The organism is Streptomyces massasporeus (assembly GCF_014648995.1).
Lineage (GTDB): Bacteria > Actinomycetota > Actinomycetes > Streptomycetales > Streptomycetaceae > Streptomyces > Streptomyces massasporeus.
In genome coordinates, this window is record NZ_BMSE01000032.1 from 1 (window position 1) to 15,893 (window position 15,893).

Below are 15,893 nucleotides of genomic sequence, written 5' to 3' on the forward strand. Positions count from 1 at the left end.
GCAGCTTCTGACCGACACCGGCGATGTCGAAGTCCGTCGCGGCGAGCATCAGGTTGCCGTTGGAGAGGTTCACCCGCGCCACCAGCGCGTCGTTCAGGCGCGTGTCGATGATGCGGTGCCAGGGCACCTCGCCCTGCCCCTCCGGGGTGAAGGGCGTGGCCTCGGCAGCGGCCGCCGAGCGGGCCACGGATCCCTTGGTTTTCCCGCCGGTGGCGCGAGCTTTCTGCGCCGCCCGCCAGGCCGCGACTTCGGCGGACGGCTCGGCCTCGGCCTGAGAATTTGGCGCTTTGACCGACCCGGCCGGCGTCGCGGGAGCCTCTACCTTGGTCGGTTTCGTCCACGGACTCTCCGGCTCCGGCAGCTCAGGCTTCGATGTAGCCGCCAGGCCGGGCGCTGCGGCGATCACCACGGCGGCCGTGGTGATCGCCGCGACGAGAGCGGTTCTGTGTGTTCTCCGAGCACGCCGAAACGACGTACTTCCAGCACGTAAATGCATCAGCTTCCCCCCACAGGAAGTCAGACAGACAGTCAGAACCGGTGACCCACACGGCCACCTCAGCCACACAAGCTGTCACAAGAAGCACACAAACCGTCCGGCTGCGCCCTGCAACACCCGCCTCATGCGGGCCGGAATCAGCCCGACCACTTCCACCGGGCGAACGTGGACATATCCGATTAACCCGCCAGCCCTAAAGGAGGGAATTGTCTGTTCCGTTATCGATTTCCGGGGTCACACTGACCGAAATCCTTCGACTAGGCCTCAATCGGCGCATCGCGCACGGCCAGCGATCGCTTTTCGGCCAGGTTCAGACCTGGCAGGGATAGACACAGTGAGCGCTTACCAGCCCTTGAACGCGAAACCACACCGTCACGACTTGTCTCAGAGGAAGCGACCGATACACAGGACCGGTGTGGCCACAGCTTCACTCCATGCACACTTACGCCGTCCGGCATATTCCGCCGCTGCCCACGCCCTGCGAAGGACTCCCCCGCGATGAGTGAACCGGGCAGAGTTCTGCCCTTTTGCCGCACCCGCCGCACCTCCGACCGACCTGCCGGTGGCGTCCAATACACCGGCCGGCTCCTGTGCTGGAGCCTCGCCACCGGGATGGCCACCGCTGCCGCCGAATTGGTTCTCGAACCGCAGGCCACCTGGTGGAACGCACTCTGGCCCGCACCCTGGTACCTCACCGGTCTCTCCATCCCGCTCTGGGCACTCCTGCGCGCCCGCGAGAAGGCCGCTCAACAAGCCGACGGTGACGACGACTTCCCCGAACAGCTGGAAAAGGCCGCCTGACCGGCAAGCTCGATGACGAGCGCGCCGACCGCGACACCGAGCCCTCATCGGCTCGGCCCCGTACGTTCCGCCGGGCCACCGACGACACAGTTCGCGGCCGCGTCTTCCCCGTGCGACCCCCGTTGCCGTACGGGGAAGACGCGGCCGAACCAGGTCGACGTCTGACACCTCACTGACGCTCATGACCGCGACCAGGCGATGCAGCCGAGGCGACTGGCCCCGCGGGCCCGACAGGCGGCTGCGCGGCGAAAGCGGTGCGGACGCGCCAGGCGCCCGCAGACCGTGAGGTGAACGCCGGTGACAAAACTGAGCCCAGTTCCCGCAAGAGCGGTGAAGAAACCAGGCAGATCGGCCGCGTGTTCTTCGAATCGCCGGGCACGAGGAGCAGCGGAGGTTGATAACTATGGTTCCCCTGCTTCTCGTCCTGCTTCTGGCTCTGATCCTCTTCGGCGCGGGCTTCGCGCTGAAGGCACTGTGGTGGATCGCCGTCATCGTGCTGGTCGTCTGGCTGCTGGGCTTCGTGCTGCGCAGTGCGGACACAGGCGGCCGCAAGGGCCGCTGGTATCGCTGGTGACCGCGATTTAGCAGCCGGCTTGTGGGCCCCGGGAACACCCGGGGCCCACAAGCCTGTTGGGTCTCAGGACAACTTCCCAGGCAAACCGCGTATCCACCACTATCCCGGGCACAAGGCCCCATAGCTGGGGCCCGGTGAAGCAGCGGAACCTGCACCTCCAACCACCGGACCCCAGCCACACCCCGACACCCCGCACCGCCGGCTTCACCCCTCACAGCCGGAGCGGGCAGCCACCGCGGTCCCCGCCCTGATTCCTCAGGCGGGCTTCTCCAGACCACAACCCCGAAGGCTCGGCAATCAGCCTGCTGTTACTCACTTTCGGGTGACGGCCCGATCCAGTGCGGGGTGGCGAACTATGGCGGACAGACGCCACGCCCCAACCCCCGCAAGGCCTGACAGGCTGTCACCGCGTCAACACCACGCATAGGTGACATACGTGGCGGTTGCATCCAAGATTCATGGAAAAGTGGACAACTAGTAACAGAGTGTCGCGTTTCCCCGCAACTTCTCCACGGCGTGGACAGAGTGTGTGCGCGGCCAGCCGGTCGCCGACGCACACCACACCGACTCCCTCGGGCAGCCCGCAAGCCGGCTCCTCGAGGAAAGGTGTCCGCACCCCGAGGGGGACTCTTGTCCGCTTCCGCTTCTGTCACCGCCCGCCGTCTCGCCGCCGCCGCACTCGCCGCCGGCGCCCTGGTCTCGGTGGTCACGCTGCCCGCGGCCGCCGCCGACCACGCCCGCCCCGAGCGGCCGAAGGTGCAGATCTCGGCCGTCCAGTACGACTCCCCCGGACGCGACGACCGCTCCAACCGCTCCCTGAACCGCGAATGGGTCGAGATCACCAACACCGGCCGCCGCGCCGTCAACCTCGACGGCTGGACCCTGCGCGACGAGGACGGCCACAAGTTCACCTTCCACCACTACCGCCTGGACGGCCGCTCCACCGTCCGCGTCCACACCGGTGAAGGCCGCGACACCCGCACCGACCTCTTCCAGGACCGCCGCAACTACGTCTGGGACAACCGCTCCGACACCGCCACCCTCCGCAACGACCACGGCCGCTTCATCGACGACGCCTCCTGGGGCAACCACCGCCACGGCGGCCGCCACCACCGCTTATCGCCACCCGCTATGAGAAGACCGCCACCGCCTACCTGGCCGGACTCCACATCGCGGGCATCTTCCTCTGGTCCGCCCGCTGATCCAAACGAAACTGCCTAGTGGTCTTGCTGGATGAGGGTGCAGCACAATGGGACGTAGGCGGTGATCCTCCTGGTGCGGGCGCTATGCCCGCGTCAGCGACGCGCGGGCGCCGGTTCCCGTCATCGCCGAAGGCCCTGGCCCAGCGTCCTACGCTGGGTAACCTCTGACGCTATGTGAGGTTGGCCCTCGGATGGACGCGGTTGACGTATAACCGACCACCGTTTACGGGTAGTTACGTCTAGGCTGAAAGGCGACGTGTCGAGGCGAGGGGGGGGACGCGGTGGCGCCATACGTGACGCAGCACTTCCTGGTACAGGGAGGGCAGGCCGATGGTCCTCCGTTTCTGCCGCCGGGGACCCGGAATAGCGCCTCGGTCCTCGCGAGGGCGCTGACTGATCCTCGGGTTGGGGGGGTGGACCCAAGGACGTGCCACACAGTCCTTCCCCGGACCACAGCGGAATTTCTCAGCCGGGTCGAGGACAGTGTGTCTGATGGCGATGGCCTGTTCGTGTTCTGGACGGGGCATTGCCGACTATCGGCGGAGGGGGCGCTGCAACTGGCCCTGGCGCCAAGCCCCGGGCGCACGTCGACCGACTGGCTGACTGCCCGTGATCTTGTGCAGGCTATGACGCGCTCTCGTAGCCGGGATCGCCTGCTGATCCTTGATGCCTGCCTGGCGCCCGACGCGACAGAAGGCAGTTCCGTGCACTCCAGTGCGCTGCGACGGGAGGTTGAGCGGTTAGGCAAAGCCGGCATCGCCGTCCTTTCGTCAATCGATTCCTCTCCCTTCTCTTTCGCTGTCAACAGCCAAGCTCCTTCGGTGTTCATCCAGCACCTGACGTCGCTCCTCGACACTCTGCCCCGTGCGACCGGCGAGACGCTGGCTCTGCCTGACCTGCACCGGCTGCTTGCCAGATCGTTGGGCAGCAACGGCTACCCGCGTCCGATGCTCCGGAACGCTCAAAGCTTCCAGCGCCCGGTGGTGACCCTGCGTACGAACAGGCGGTCAGATAGCCTGATGGCCCGGCGCGGTGCTCAGCAAAGTCGCGCGGCGTTTTCTCGGTATGCCCTTGCTGTGGCCGGCAGTGCCCTGCGCTCTGCCGCAGCTCCGAATTTCTGCGCGTACGAGCCTGCGGCTGACGCGGCCGAGATCTACCGGAGTCTGCTGGACAGCCGCTGCGGATTCACTCCTGGCAGTACGTCTCTGTTCACCGCGCCGCCTACGCGCGAGAGCCTCACCAACGCCGTGAGGGGCATGGCCGAGCACAGCCAGAACATGCTCCTGGTGTACCTCGCCTGCCACGGCACGGTGGAGAGTTCCGGACGTGATCTCGACCTTGCGCTGACTCTCGGCGACCATGAGACGGTTCTGGCCAGCACGCTGGTGAATGATCTCAGGAAGGCACATGCCGAGAGCGTGGTGCTCATGCTCGACGTGTACTCGCCGGGTGCAACGGCGCCGGCAACGCCTCTCACGCGGCACAACGCATACTCACAACGGCGTCCCGGGTTCAGCAGAGTCTTCATCGAATGGATGAACATCGCTGTCCAGTCCCGCCCGCGAAAGGGTCTGCCCTGGGAGTGTGACGACGAGGCAGGCAGCCTCGCGCGGTGGCATTGCGAGCAGGCTCCGCAATCGACCACGCGTGGCGGCTTCAACTGGCTCTTCGACTTCCCCGGCGCCGCCATCCACTACCTCGACGACTCCGGCCCTCTGGAGCACTTCACACGCCAACTGCGTGACAGCCCGGCACAAAGCCTGCTGACGTATCCCAGCGAGATGCTCTCCACCATGGGAGACGAACCTCTCCTGGACGACACGCCCCCATGGGCAGGAGAGGTGCACACCTACTTCTCCGCGAGCAGACCATCCACGCCGTCTCGCACTGTGCGTCCTCCATCGGCAGCCCAGGAAGAGACGTCTGTCCCGGCGGCGACTTCTGCCCGCGCCGACAACGCTCCACCTTTGCAGCGCCCGACACACCGGCGGCACCGCGCCCGATTACGGGTGACGGAGGGCTCGCTGCCGCTGCGAGTGGGACGGCGGCTCCGTGTGACCTTCAACTACCAGCCACAGGACGATGACTGGAACGCACCGGAGGACAGCACACTCCCCGTGGATATCACGTTACGTATCGGGGCCGGCACCGCGGCGGTTGATCGGTCCATCATCCATACGCGCCTGACCGACGACCAGGGAACACCGCCCGAGGAATTCGGTATCACCCCTCAATCCGCGACCCCGGTGACCCTACGCATCGACGTCGTACGCAAAGCAGACGGCGCGATGATCCAGCGGGTCGAACGTGTACTAAAGGTTGCCGCAGGGGACGGTGCGGACCGCTGAGCATGAGACCTGACGTTGACCTCGACTACACGCTGGCGCAGGACGCATACAGCGAACTGGCCACACTCCCGCGCTCACTGCCTGAGGTTCTCCAGGAGCGCTCCATATTCCTCAACTTCGACGACGCACATGACGGAACCTTCCGCGTGAGCGCCTACGGCTCGGCGATGCCCTATGACGGCAACTCACAGTTCACCGGGATCATGCGGTGCAGCCGCGACGAGATATCCCAGAGCGTGGCCCGTCTGCACGACAGCTGGCTCAAGAATGTCGTACAGCGCGAGCACGCACCACGCCAGTACACCTATGACGACCTTCCCGACCAGACTCTCGGAGCGAACGAGGCTCACGCGGTTCTGGCCACCGTCGTCAAAGAACTGGCCCAAGCCGGTGAGGCGCTCTACCGGCTGCTCTTCCGTGGTCGTGATGACGGCCTCATGCGCCTGGAACAGGCGCTCTCTCGCGCTCTGCGCAGTGGTCCGCAGACCATCACCGTCACGTCCGAAGATCTGTTCGTTCCCTGGGGTCTGCTCTACGTTCATCCCGACCCCGACGCTCGCGTGCTGCACAGCGACACGGCGGCCCAGTGGTCCGGCTTCCTCGGCTACACCCACCTCATCGAGCACTGCCTCGGCTACGTGAAGGACTACACGCCATTCATCAACAGTGGAGCAGACCGCCCCAAGGCCAGCCTCCATTTCGACATGAGGCTGGAAAAGCCTGAACACGAGGCCGATCAGTGCCCCCTGCGTCCCGTACGCGGCATCGTCGAAACTCACGCTGCAGTCAGTGAGTACCCGACGAAACCAAAGACCGCCGAGGCTCTGACCGAGCCGAACTGTGATCGGCACGTCGTCGTCTTCGGCGCACACGGCACCGGTCTGCGCCCCGGCCGCAGAGATACCCAGCAGGCCAAGGTCGTTCTCAGCGACGACCAGCCCATCTACGCAGACGACATCCAGTACTGGGCCAGCGACCGAGCCACTCGTCTTGCCGACCCCTTGTGCTTCATGATGGTTTGTGAAGGCGGCCGTGCCGGAATGTACCTCCAAGAGGGACTTGCCCGCCCGCTGTTCAACTTAGGAGTCGGCTGCCTCATCGGCCCTCAGATCGAAGTCAACACCCCCTTCGGCAGCAGGTTCACCTGCCGGTTCTTCGAGGAGTTCTTCAAAGGTGAACGCGCAGCGGCCGTGGTCCGCCAGCTCGCGCAGGACTTCATCGTCCAGCACGCCACGCCGCTGGGGCTGGTCTTCACCCTGATCCGCGGAATCGACAACTGCCTGGTAACCGAGATAGCGAGCCCATGACAGAGTCCACCACCCATGTCGATCTGATCGATCTGGACGCCGACGGACAGCTTCTCTACCCAGGGAGCCGCACCGTGGTGCCTCGTGAGGCGATCCCTGGGTTCCTCGAGACCCACCTTCGGCTGCGCGAGGACACCACGGACATTTTCCTCCACGTCCACGGCTGGCGGACCTCCCCTACAGATGCAGAGGACAAGGCCCACAGACTGTTCGGCCTGGTGGACCTCATGAGGGCGCAGCAAGCGCACGCCTACCCGCGTATCCGCGGCTTCCGGCCGCAGTACGTGGGCGTGCGGTGGCCGTCTGCCGACAAGAGGCTTCCGCTGGACTACTACGCCGTTCGCGACCGTACCGAAGCGATGTCGGAATCCGGTCAGGTGGCCCGCGTCCTGGGCGCGGTCCTGGGATATTTCAACACCCACCGTGAACTGCCCGAGTCAGGGCCCGATGTACTCGCCAGCGCCTACGGCCAGTACCTCCACTGCGTCGGTCACTCCTTCGGTAGCCGCTTCCTGCTCCACGGCATCCTGGAAGCCACTTCACGCCTTGCCCAGGGAGGTCCGAACACTCTCGCCTGGAACTGGCCCGACCCTTCGTATCCCTGGACCCTTGACAGCCTGACCCTTTTCCAGGCCGCTCTGCCCGCAGACTCCTTCGCGCACCCGCCGTATGCCGGCGTCCTCGCCCCGAGCGTCCTGAACGCGCCCGTTGTCATGACCTACTCGCCCTCCGACACAGCCCTGGGCTTCTACCACCGCCGCAGCGAAAAGCAGGACGGCATCGGTCACCGCGGTGCCACCGCCCCCGCCGAACACATCGCGCGCATGCCTTTGCAGGACATCGGAACGGCCTACAAGTTCACCCGCGACAAGCGTCTCATCAACGTCGACGCCAGCCACCTCTACGTGAAGGGGATGCACATCGCAGGAGGGGCGCACTCCGACTTCTACCACCCCGAATCCGCACACCTCCTGCTGTCCCTCGCCGACGCCGCTCGCTGACCACCTGTGCGCACACGCCGGACGAACGCACAAAAGCGGTGTGGCAACGCCGCCAGGGTGACGCCGGAGGGGATCTGGAGCGGTGGCGGATTGTGGGGCGGGACGCGGGTCTTCCCGGAGGTGGTGGCGGTCGCCGACGCGCTGCTGGATCCGGCCATGGCCCAGCTGGTGTGGATGGACAGTGGTACCGGGCGGCCGCGGGCGCTGCCCGCCGACGGGACGTTCTGCCGCCGGCTCGGTTTGCGGGTCGGGCGCACATGGCTGGGGCCGCTGGCCGCAACCGACTACGGCGGCCCAATGACCTCCTGGATGGGCAGCGTCATCCGCCTCCGCCGCGGCGCCGGCGGACCCCCCGGATACGACAACGACCCCTGGTGGTTGCGCCAGGAACACCAGGCCGCGACCATGGCCGGCCAGCTGCGGGTGCTGGGCAAGGAGAAGAAGGCGCCCGGCTCGGAGAGGATGTGGCGGGCTGCGGTGCCCACCGAGCAGCGCAGACTGATCACCAGCGCTATCTCCAGCGCCGAGGAGCAGCTGCTGCAGCTGCGCGGGGTGCAGACCGGCCCGACCGCCGAGGTCGCCCGGCGGCTGCTGCGCGGGCTCGGTCACAGTGCCGGTCTGATCGAGAACGCCTGGAAACGGACCGCGGTGGCGGCGGTGAACGGCGGGGTGCCGCTTGTAGAGGTGGCCCGGTGGGTGGACATGCCCGTTGAGGTGTTCAGCCAGATGCTGACGGCGGGCAGGCAGGACGGCAGCTGACAGCCGATGCGCCGCGGGACGGGTCGGCTGTTAGCTGATACGGCACTCGTTCGTGGCAGAAACACTGAAAACGGCCGTCCGGGCGGGCGGGAGCGGCTTGGCTGGCGCGGGTGACCAGCACAGGAGCGGCCCGGCACCGGACCCGGGCAGGGCGAGCGGCCGTGGACCACGGTGGCGGGTTCGAGGCGCTGTTCCTCGACCCGGTGGGACAGACGGTCCAGCAGCGGTGGGCGGACGCCGCCATGACCGTGGCGTTCGAGGAACTGCCGCCAGTGTCGGCGTTCCCGGTGGTCCCGGGGCGGCGCTGGGGTTCGGGCCTATGGTGGTCGGCGACCACCGGGCGGCACGTAGCCGCGGGGTCGAACGCGATGCGTGTCCAGCTGATGGTCCTGGACCGCGACCCTGACGTGACAGGCCTGGCGGGGCGGCCCGTGCGGCTGCTGTGGCGTAATCCCCGCGGGCAGGTGCGTTCCTGGGTCCCGCAGCTCTTCGCCCGCCGTGCCGACGGCACCGCGCTGCTCGCCGACTGCCCCAGCCACCCTGACGCGGGCGGCGAGCGGGCGGTGAAAGCCGCCCAAGCGGTGGCGCAGGCGTGCGCGCACATCGGCTGGACCTACCGGCGCCTCCCACGGCTCGACGACGTCCTGGCCGCCAACCTCAAATGGCTGGCCGGATACCGCCATCCTCGCAACGCCGGCCGCCCGGGGCTGATGGCGGCGGTCGTCGAGGTGTTCACGCGGCCGCTGATCGAGGGCACCGAAGCGGTCGGCGACCCGATCGAAGTCCTTCCCTGCGTCTTTCACGCTCTGTGGCACGGACAGCTGACGGCCGGCCTGAACACGCCACTGCACGGGCCGACGCCGAGGTGCTGCTGAACGCAGCCGGACGCCAGCTCCTGGCAGGCCTATGCGGTGTCGAGGAAGACGTGCTGGCACGGGCGTTGCCGTCCTGGGAAGAAGGGGACATCAAGCTGCGCGGCGAGGATGGCGATGCGGTGGGGCTGTGGCGGATCGGTGGCGCGGTGGCCGGTCCGGTGGCGTTCGGCTGTCGCCTGTGCACGGGCCTCTTCTGATCTCAGTGCTGTGTGCCGGTATACGGGGTGGGCTGGGTGGTGCCGTTGTGGAGGCGGAGCGGCATGACGATGCCGCGGAAGGTGTCGGCCTGGTCGGGGGCGTGCAGGAGGACGGGTTTGGTGGGGGCGGTGAGGTTCATCTGGACGACGGGCCCGTCGAGCTGCTGGAGGGTCTTGAGCAGCAGGTGTGCGTTGAAGGCGACGGTCAGCGGGGCGCCGTCGAGGGTGGCTTCGACCTGGTCGCGGCCGCAGCCGCTGTCGTCGGTGTCGGCGGCAATTATCTCGTGTCGTCAGGTGTTCTAGCAGGTCAAGCGGGTGCTGCATGTTCGCGTAGGTCAAGGCGGGTGGTGCGTCGGGCCGGCCCTTAGATCTCATGGGCCCGGCCCGACGTGCGTGTGGTCGGGGTGTGGGCTTTAGGCTAGGTGGCTGCGCAGCCACTCCAGGAACCAGGTGGTGATGGCGCGGAGGGTGCCGGAGACGGCTCCGACCAGGGCTGCTCCGGCCAGTGCGAGGCGTTCACGGCGGGTTAGACGCGTGCGGGACATGAAGTCCTCCACAGGAGCGAGTGGATGGGGCAGCCGGCCGGCTTGCTATCCACGATGGAGCCCTGGAAAAGCTCGGACCTGAGTTGCGACGCGCCTTCAACTAGCTCGTGCATTAGCGCTGTTCACGCGGTGACGGAGCGCGGGTTCGGGGACGATGGTGCGATGAGTGGCGACATCGGGGGCCGCCGGCCGGACCCGGAGGAGAATTCGAAGCGGGCGCGGTTGCTGAAGCGGGCGCGGGTGGGATGGCCGCCGGCGCTGCGCGAGCTCAAGGACCTGCTGTACGAGGTGTACCTGGCAGCGGGCGCGCCCAGCCTGGATGAGATCAACGGGAACCGCCGCATCATCACCGACGGTGAGCGGCCTGGGCAGCAGGCCGATGTGGTGGCCGTGGCCACGGTGCTGGCCCACCGGGCCGCTTGGAATGTGCCGGATGTGGCGGGGCGGGTGCGTGATCTGTGGGTGCAGGCTGGGATGGCGCGGGGGGTGGGGCGCCCGATCAGTGAGCTGCGCGGGGATATCCGGCTCGTTCTGGACAGAGGCCTGGGGATCCATCCGGCGTTGGACAGCGGCGGTGCGCGCGGCCGGTTCGGGATGCTGCCCGCCTATGTCGCGCGGGACCACGACGCGCGCTTGAGGGAAGTGGTCGACGCGGCGGGAGCCGGGTGCAGCGGGATCGCCGTCCTGGTCGGGGGATCGTCCACGGGCAAGACCCGCGCCCTGTGGGAGGCCGTCAGAGCGTTGCCGGACGGCTGGCGGTTGTGGCATCCCCTCAGCCCCACCGCCCCTGAGGCAGCCCTGGCCGCGCTGCCGGACATCGCCCCGAAGACGGTGGTATGGCTCAACGAAGCCCAGCACTACCTCGCCCCGGAGCCTCTCGGTGAGCAGGTCGCTGCGGGCCTGCGGGAGTTGCTGAACGACCCGTTGCGGACCCCCGTCCTGGTTCTGGGCACCTTGTGGCTCGACCACTGGGACACCCTGAGTACCCATTCCACCCCCGACCGGCATGCCGGTGCCCGCGCACTACTCGCCGGGCACAAGATCGATGTGCCGGATGCGTTCACAGAGAACGACCTGGCCGCACTCGACGCCACCAACGATGCCGATGCCGATCCCCGGCTGGCGGAGGCCGCTCAGCATGCTCAGGGCGGGCGGGTCACCCAGTATCTGGCCGGGGTGCCCCACCTGATGGACCGCTACAACGCGGCTCGAGGCGCCACCCTGGCCCTCATTCATGCCGCGATAGACGCCCGCCGCCTGGGCGCCGGCCTCTATATCCCACTCAACTGGCTCGCCGACGCCGCCCGCGGCTACCTCACCGACGCCGAGGACCTCGCCCTCGACGACGACTGGTTGAGCGAGGCCCTCGCCTACGTCACCACGCCCTGCAGCGGCATCCCTGGCATCCTCACCCTCGTCCCCACCAACGGCCCCCGCAACCAGCGTCCCCGCCGCGCGTCAGCCGCGAGCGGCGTTCCCGCCGACCCGCTGGGCCCCAGGCCGCAGGGGGCGCAGTACCTGCTGGCCGACTACCTCGACCAGCACGGCCGCCACCACCGCGTCTCAAAGATCCCGCCCATCGACTTCTGGAGAGCGGCCGCCCAGCATGCCCACCCCACCGACCTGACCGCACTCGGCGATGCCGCGTGGAACCGCGGCCTGTACCGCGACGCCGCCCAACTCCACAAGCACGCCACCACCCACGGCAACCCCCGCGCCGCGGTCACCCTCGTCCACCGCCTCCACACCCTCCACCCCACCGACCCTCGCCCGGCCCGATGGGCCGCCGAGCACGCCGCCCTCGACAACCCCCACGCTGTCGCCGGGCTGCTGGACGCGCTGAGGGAGGCGGGGGCGCACGAACAGATCACCGCACTGCTGGCCCGCAACCCCGCCGCGCACGCCGCCCTCGACCACCCGTACACCGTCGCCGAGCTGCTGGACGCGCTGCGGGAGGCGGGGGCGCACGAACAGATCACCGCGCTGGCCGACCGGCTCGCTGCGCACGCCGCCCTCGACCACCCGTACACCGTCGCCGAGCTGCTGGACGCGCTGCGGAAGGCGGGGGCGCACGAACAGCTCACCGCGCTGGCCGACCGAGCCGCAGAGCACGCCGCCCTCGACCTGTACACCGTCCCCAGGCTGCTGGACGCGCTGCGGAAGGCCGGGGCGCACGAACAGCTCACCGCGCTGGCCGACCGGGCCGCCGCGCACGCCGCCGTTGACGACCCGTACATCGCCGCCGGGCTGCTGGACGCGCTGCGGGAGGCCTGGGCGCACGAGCAGCTCACCGCACTGCTGGCCCGCAACGCCGCCGCGAACGCCGCCCTCGACAACCCGAACGCTGTCGCCGGGCTGCTGGACGCGCTGCGGAAGGCCGGGGGGCGCGAGCAGGTCACCGCACTGCTGGCCCGCAACCCCGCCGCGAACGCCGCCCTCAACGACCCCCACGCTGTCGCCGGGCTGCTGGACACGCTGCGGAAGGCCGGGGCGCATGAGCAGGTCACCGCACTGGCCGACCGGTGTGCTCCGGCAGGAAGGATCGATCTGTTCATCAACCACGGAAGACACCGGGAGCAGTGTCGGTTCGGCCGTGAGCCTGATGGGAGTGCCGCCTCTTCGTGGGCATGGGACGACTTGGACTGAACCAGCACGGGCTCCGAAAAATAGATCACCAGAGCCCAGAGATCGCCTACATGCCTGAAACCCCTCTGCCGACCTGCGGTTGCGAGCGGATCGACGGCGTCTTCTGCTGGTCGCTACGCAGTGTCCCGGTCCGGAGATCCTGTCGCAGTAGCGGCAGATGCGGTCGATGATCTGGTCTGCGGTCTTGGTCCATTCGAAGGGCCTGGCCTGCTCGTTCCAGGTCTTGATCCAGTCCTCGAGGGCGGTCTTGAGCTCGTCGAGTGAGCAGAACACGCCGCGTTCGAGGCATCGCCGCTGCAGTTCGGCGAACCATCGCTCGACCTGGTTGATCCAGGACGAGTAGGTCGGGGTGAAGTGCAGATGGAACCGGGGATGCGCGAGCAGCCACTTGTGGACCACCGGCGCCTTGTGGGCGTACGTAGGCGACTGCCAGGGCGGCGAATTCGTCCGGGGCCGCGGCGACGGGGGCGGCCGCGGCGAGACAGCCGCGCAGTTCCCGGCAGCCCTGTGTCGCCAGGGCCGACAGCAGCGCGTCCTTGTCCGCGTAGTGCCGGTAGGGAGCGGCCGGGGACACGGACGCGCGGCGGGCGACCGCGCGCAGTGACAGTTCGGCCGCGAATGGTCGGCGGCCGCGTTCAGGGGGCCTCTGCGTGGGCTCTGGCCGCCCAGTACGCAGCGCCTTCCCAGGTGGCGCGGGTGTCGGGGTGGTCCGGTCCCAGGGTGCGGAGGCAGTCTTCCAGCAGTTGAGTCAATGCGATCGCTGCCGCGTCAGCGTCGCTTGCCATGCCCTGGTAGTAGGCGAGGTGGCCTCGTGCGGCGAGAGTGCGGGGGTGGTCCGGGCCCGAGAGGCGCATAAGCCCGGCCGCCAGTTCTGCTGCGGCGGCCGCGGCGCCTTCTGGGTCGCCAGCCTTGGCCCGGGACGACGCCAGCTGGTCCCAAGCTATGAGTGAGTCGGGGTGGTCGGGCCCCAGTATCCGTACGCGAGCCGTCAGCAGCTTCTTCCACGCTGTTGAGGCGCCGGAGTGATCCCCGGCTTCGTCACGCCAGTGGGCGAGGACACCCATCGTCGTGAGGGTGTCGGGGTGGTCCGGGCCAAGCACACGCATGCAGGCCTCTAGGAGTTCCTTCTGTATGGCTGCCGCGCCGACTGGATCTCCGGCCGTACCCGTGAGCAGCCGCGATGCCCGTAGCCGCCACAGGTCGACCCAGACCCGCCCTCGCACCCCGGGGTACGGGGGGTTCGTGTTTCATGAGCGGCGGAGACGCCGGGCGTTACGCCAGGCATCCCACGCATGGATGATCAGTTCTATCAGGGCTGCCAACATGGCTCACACCGTCATGATTCGTTACCTGGTGACGGCGATCTCGAACATCGGAACGCCTTGGCGGTCGTCGAACTCAAGCGTCCCATCCTGGTCAGGAACGCTCGCTGCGTCGCTGCCAGTCACCGTCTGGCCGGGACGGGGTTCGGGCTGGTTGACGAACGAGTCGTCGGTGGAGACGTCATGGGGCTGCGTCACGTGGCCGCTACTGGTCCAGCGCTGCGCGTCTGTCAGCGGGTAGAGGTCGAACTCGTCCGGGCCGGTGTTTTTGACCTTTATCGTCCACACCACGATCTGCTCGCCTGGGTCTGCCTTGGTCACGCCGTAGAACTCGGTGCTCAGGCTCTTGGTCACGTCCAGATCCACCAAGGTGACGTCCGCGATGCCTGCGGGCACCGGATTGGCCATTTCGGCAGGGCTGGTGGAGATGTGGATGGTCTGCCCCACTGCCAGCCTGGGCGGGGCGTAGGCGGTGGGCGTCTGTGGCGACTGTGTGGAAGACACTCCCTCCCGCCCGGTCAGCTCCGGGGACACCTGCTTGTCGTCGCCGTCTCCGCAAGCTGCGGCACCACCGACGAGGAGAACGGCCACTACGGCGCCGATGCCGGCGGTTCTGTACTTCATGACGATCTTCTTTGCGAGTGACCCCCTGCGTCTGCCTCCCATCATGCGTCTGGCGCCGCAGAATCGCGCGATAACCGCCCGTACCCCCGCTGCCGATGTTCCCCCGCGGCGGTGGACCGCCCACCAGTGAGCCGGACGCTTCGGTGCGGACGTGGGGCACTTGCGTGTCGGTTGAGCATCCAAGCCCCGCAGGTGGAAGACATGAGCCGTGACATGGACGCTGCCGGAACCGATGCTCAGTTCACCGGTACCCGAACCTCGTCTGCGCCCCGGGTGGGCCGCAGAGCTGAAGTGGGATGGCTTCCGGGCGCTGGTCTCCGTCGAGGCGGGGAAGGTGGTGCTGCGCTCCCGGCGCGGCACCTTGATGGGGCCCGCGTTCCCGGAGATTGTGGCCGGTGCCACTCAGCTGCCGGATGCGACCGCGCTGGACGGCGAGCTCGTGGTGTGGGAGGAGGGCCGGCTGGCCTTCGAGCGGCTCCAGGACCGGCTTCAGCGCCGCGGCGCCGGGGCGGCCCGGGCCGCTGACCAGGCTCCGACCCACTTCGTCGCCTTCGACCTGCTCCGCATGTCCGGCACGGACACGACCGGCTGGCCGTACCGGCGGCGCAGGGCCGCGCTGGAGTCGCTATTCGCCGCGCGGCGGCTGACCGCGCCGTGGGCGCTGTGCCCGTCGACCACCGAGGAGGCCACCGTCCGCGAGTGGCTGACGTGGGCAGCGGTCGGCATGGAAGGGGTCGTCTTCAAACGGCTGGACAGCCCCTACCAGCCCGCGGTGCGCGGGTGGCAGAAGTACAAGGTGCGCGATACGACTGAGGCCATCGTCGGCGCGGTCACCGGCTCCGTAGGGTCGCCCAGCGGTCTGTTGCTCGGCCGCTACGACGACGAGGGGCGCCTGCAGTATGTCGGCCGCACCACCACCCTCGCCCGAGCCACAGGCAACGCGATCGGCAGTCACCTCACCCCGGGCGAGCCCGGGCACCCCTGGACCGGCTGGACGTTCTCCGCCGGGTGGGGCACCCGAGAGACGCTTACTGTCACGCTCGTGCAGCCCGAGCTGGTCGTCGAGATCGGCGTCGACGTCGCCCGCGACGCAGGCGGCCGCTGGCGCCACCCCGCACGACTACACCGTCCCCGCACCGACCTCGCCCCCACCGATGTCCCCCAAATGGCAACGCCACCGTGACGGCACTGCGCGG

Annotated in this window: 15 protein-coding genes and 3 pseudogenes; 11 read left to right on the top strand and 7 right to left on the bottom strand. The window is 68.2% G+C overall.

All coding sequences use genetic code 11. The features are described from left to right. A pseudogene (locus IE153_RS39110) lies at window positions 1-409 on the bottom strand (RHS repeat-associated core domain-containing protein); the annotation flags it as partial. 585 nt (window positions 410-994) lie between these two features. On the opposite strand from IE153_RS39110, the gene IE153_RS39115 reads away from it, so the two are divergent. From IE153_RS39115 to IE153_RS39155, 9 genes are all read left to right on the top strand, one after another. After that, window positions 995-1,297 carry a hypothetical protein gene (locus IE153_RS39115; RefSeq protein ID WP_189594437.1) on the top strand — a complete coding sequence of 101 codons (303 nt, stop codon included), beginning with the start codon at window positions 995-997 and terminating at the stop codon, window positions 1,295-1,297. A 403-nt stretch (window positions 1,298-1,700) separates the two neighbouring features. Beyond that, a complete protein-coding gene (locus IE153_RS39120; RefSeq protein WP_031106884.1) occupies window positions 1,701-1,871 on the top strand; it encodes a hypothetical protein in 171 nt (56 codons plus the stop codon). Between the two features lie 630 nt (window positions 1,872-2,501). Then, a complete protein-coding gene (locus tag IE153_RS39125) occupies window positions 2,502-3,092 on the top strand; it encodes a lamin tail domain-containing protein (protein ID WP_189594438.1) in 591 nt (196 codons plus the stop codon). A gap of 466 nt (window positions 3,093-3,558) precedes the next feature. Further along, window positions 3,559-5,421 (top strand): hypothetical protein, encoded by a 1,863-nt coding sequence (locus IE153_RS39130; protein WP_189594439.1) that lies wholly within the window; start codon window positions 3,559-3,561, stop codon window positions 5,419-5,421. Between the two features lie 2 nt (window positions 5,422-5,423). After that, window positions 5,424-6,728 carry a CHAT domain-containing protein gene (locus tag IE153_RS39135; protein ID WP_189594440.1) on the top strand — a complete coding sequence of 435 codons (1,305 nt, stop codon included), beginning with the start codon at window positions 5,424-5,426 and terminating at the stop codon, window positions 6,726-6,728. Beyond that, on the top strand, window positions 6,725-7,729 hold the full coding sequence (locus tag IE153_RS39140) for a hypothetical protein (protein WP_189594441.1): 1,005 nt from the start codon (window positions 6,725-6,727) through the stop codon (window positions 7,727-7,729). Before IE153_RS39135 ends, IE153_RS39140 begins: the two co-directional genes overlap by 4 nt. Before the next feature lie 57 nt (window positions 7,730-7,786). After that, window positions 7,787-8,488 (top strand): hypothetical protein, encoded by a 702-nt coding sequence (locus tag IE153_RS39145; RefSeq protein ID WP_229829386.1) that lies wholly within the window; start codon window positions 7,787-7,789, stop codon window positions 8,486-8,488. Window positions 8,489-8,598: 110 nt separating this feature from the next. Next, on the top strand, window positions 8,599-9,363 hold the full coding sequence (locus IE153_RS39150) for a TnsA-like heteromeric transposase endonuclease subunit (protein WP_308432241.1): 765 nt from the start codon (window positions 8,599-8,601) through the stop codon (window positions 9,361-9,363). Next, entirely contained in the window at window positions 9,354-9,560 is a 207-nt protein-coding gene (locus tag IE153_RS39155; protein ID WP_229829387.1) for a hypothetical protein, read from the top strand. The genes IE153_RS39150 and IE153_RS39155 overlap by 10 nt, the downstream gene beginning before the upstream one ends. A gap of 2 nt (window positions 9,561-9,562) precedes the next feature. Here IE153_RS39155 and IE153_RS39160 read toward each other — a convergent pair whose 3' ends face one another. Both IE153_RS39160 and IE153_RS42520 read right to left on the bottom strand, forming a co-directional pair. Next, a complete protein-coding gene (locus tag IE153_RS39160) occupies window positions 9,563-9,841 on the bottom strand; it encodes a hypothetical protein (protein ID WP_189594488.1) in 279 nt (92 codons plus the stop codon). Between the two features lie 132 nt (window positions 9,842-9,973). Beyond that, window positions 9,974-10,105, bottom strand: coding sequence for a hypothetical protein (locus IE153_RS42520; protein WP_268251967.1), 132 nt, complete (start codon window positions 10,103-10,105; stop codon window positions 9,974-9,976). A 162-nt stretch (window positions 10,106-10,267) separates the two neighbouring features. Between IE153_RS42520 and IE153_RS39165 the strand changes: the two genes are divergently transcribed. After that, window positions 10,268-12,751 carry a hypothetical protein gene (locus tag IE153_RS39165; RefSeq protein WP_189594442.1) on the top strand — a complete coding sequence of 828 codons (2,484 nt, stop codon included), beginning with the start codon at window positions 10,268-10,270 and terminating at the stop codon, window positions 12,749-12,751. 306 nt (window positions 12,752-13,057) lie between these two features. Here IE153_RS39165 and IE153_RS42170 read toward each other — a convergent pair. From IE153_RS42170 to IE153_RS39185, 4 genes and pseudogenes are all read right to left on the bottom strand, one after another. Further along, a pseudogene (locus IE153_RS42170) lies at window positions 13,058-13,150 on the bottom strand (hypothetical protein); the annotation flags it as partial. 13 nt (window positions 13,151-13,163) lie between these two features. Beyond that, window positions 13,164-13,367, bottom strand: a pseudogene (locus IE153_RS39175) (TetR family transcriptional regulator); the annotation flags it as partial. Between the two features lie 19 nt (window positions 13,368-13,386). Then, window positions 13,387-13,974: a tetratricopeptide repeat protein gene (locus IE153_RS39180; protein WP_189594443.1), complete on the bottom strand. Its 588-nt coding sequence runs from the start codon at window positions 13,972-13,974 to the stop codon at window positions 13,387-13,389. Window positions 13,975-14,097: 123 nt separating this feature from the next. Continuing rightward, window positions 14,098-14,697, bottom strand: coding sequence for a hypothetical protein (locus tag IE153_RS39185; RefSeq protein ID WP_189594444.1), 600 nt, complete (start codon window positions 14,695-14,697; stop codon window positions 14,098-14,100). A gap of 232 nt (window positions 14,698-14,929) precedes the next feature. Between IE153_RS39185 and IE153_RS39190 the strand changes: the two genes are divergently transcribed. After that, window positions 14,930-15,880 carry an ATP-dependent DNA ligase gene (locus IE153_RS39190; RefSeq protein ID WP_229829389.1) on the top strand — a complete coding sequence of 317 codons (951 nt, stop codon included), beginning with the start codon at window positions 14,930-14,932 and terminating at the stop codon, window positions 15,878-15,880. Window positions 15,881-15,893: the final 13 nt, after the last annotated feature.

Coding starts and splice junctions, on each gene's coding strand:
- IE153_RS39140 (WP_189594441.1), top strand. CDS start 6,725: ATGACAGAGTCCACCACCCATGTCGATCTGATCGATCTGGACGCCGAC.
- IE153_RS39115 (WP_189594437.1), top strand. CDS start 995: ATGAGTGAACCGGGCAGAGTTCTGCCCTTTTGCCGCACCCGCCGCACC.
- IE153_RS42520 (WP_268251967.1), bottom strand. CDS start 10,105: ATGTCCCGCACGCGTCTAACCCGCCGTGAACGCCTCGCACTGGCCGGA.
- IE153_RS39135 (WP_189594440.1), top strand. CDS start 5,424: ATGAGACCTGACGTTGACCTCGACTACACGCTGGCGCAGGACGCATAC.
- IE153_RS39120 (WP_031106884.1), top strand. CDS start 1,701: ATGGTTCCCCTGCTTCTCGTCCTGCTTCTGGCTCTGATCCTCTTCGGC.
- IE153_RS39185 (WP_189594444.1), bottom strand. CDS start 14,697: ATGAAGTACAGAACCGCCGGCATCGGCGCCGTAGTGGCCGTTCTCCTC.
- IE153_RS39165 (WP_189594442.1), top strand. CDS start 10,268: ATGAGTGGCGACATCGGGGGCCGCCGGCCGGACCCGGAGGAGAATTCG.
- IE153_RS39190 (WP_229829389.1), top strand. CDS start 14,930: ATGCTCAGTTCACCGGTACCCGAACCTCGTCTGCGCCCCGGGTGGGCC.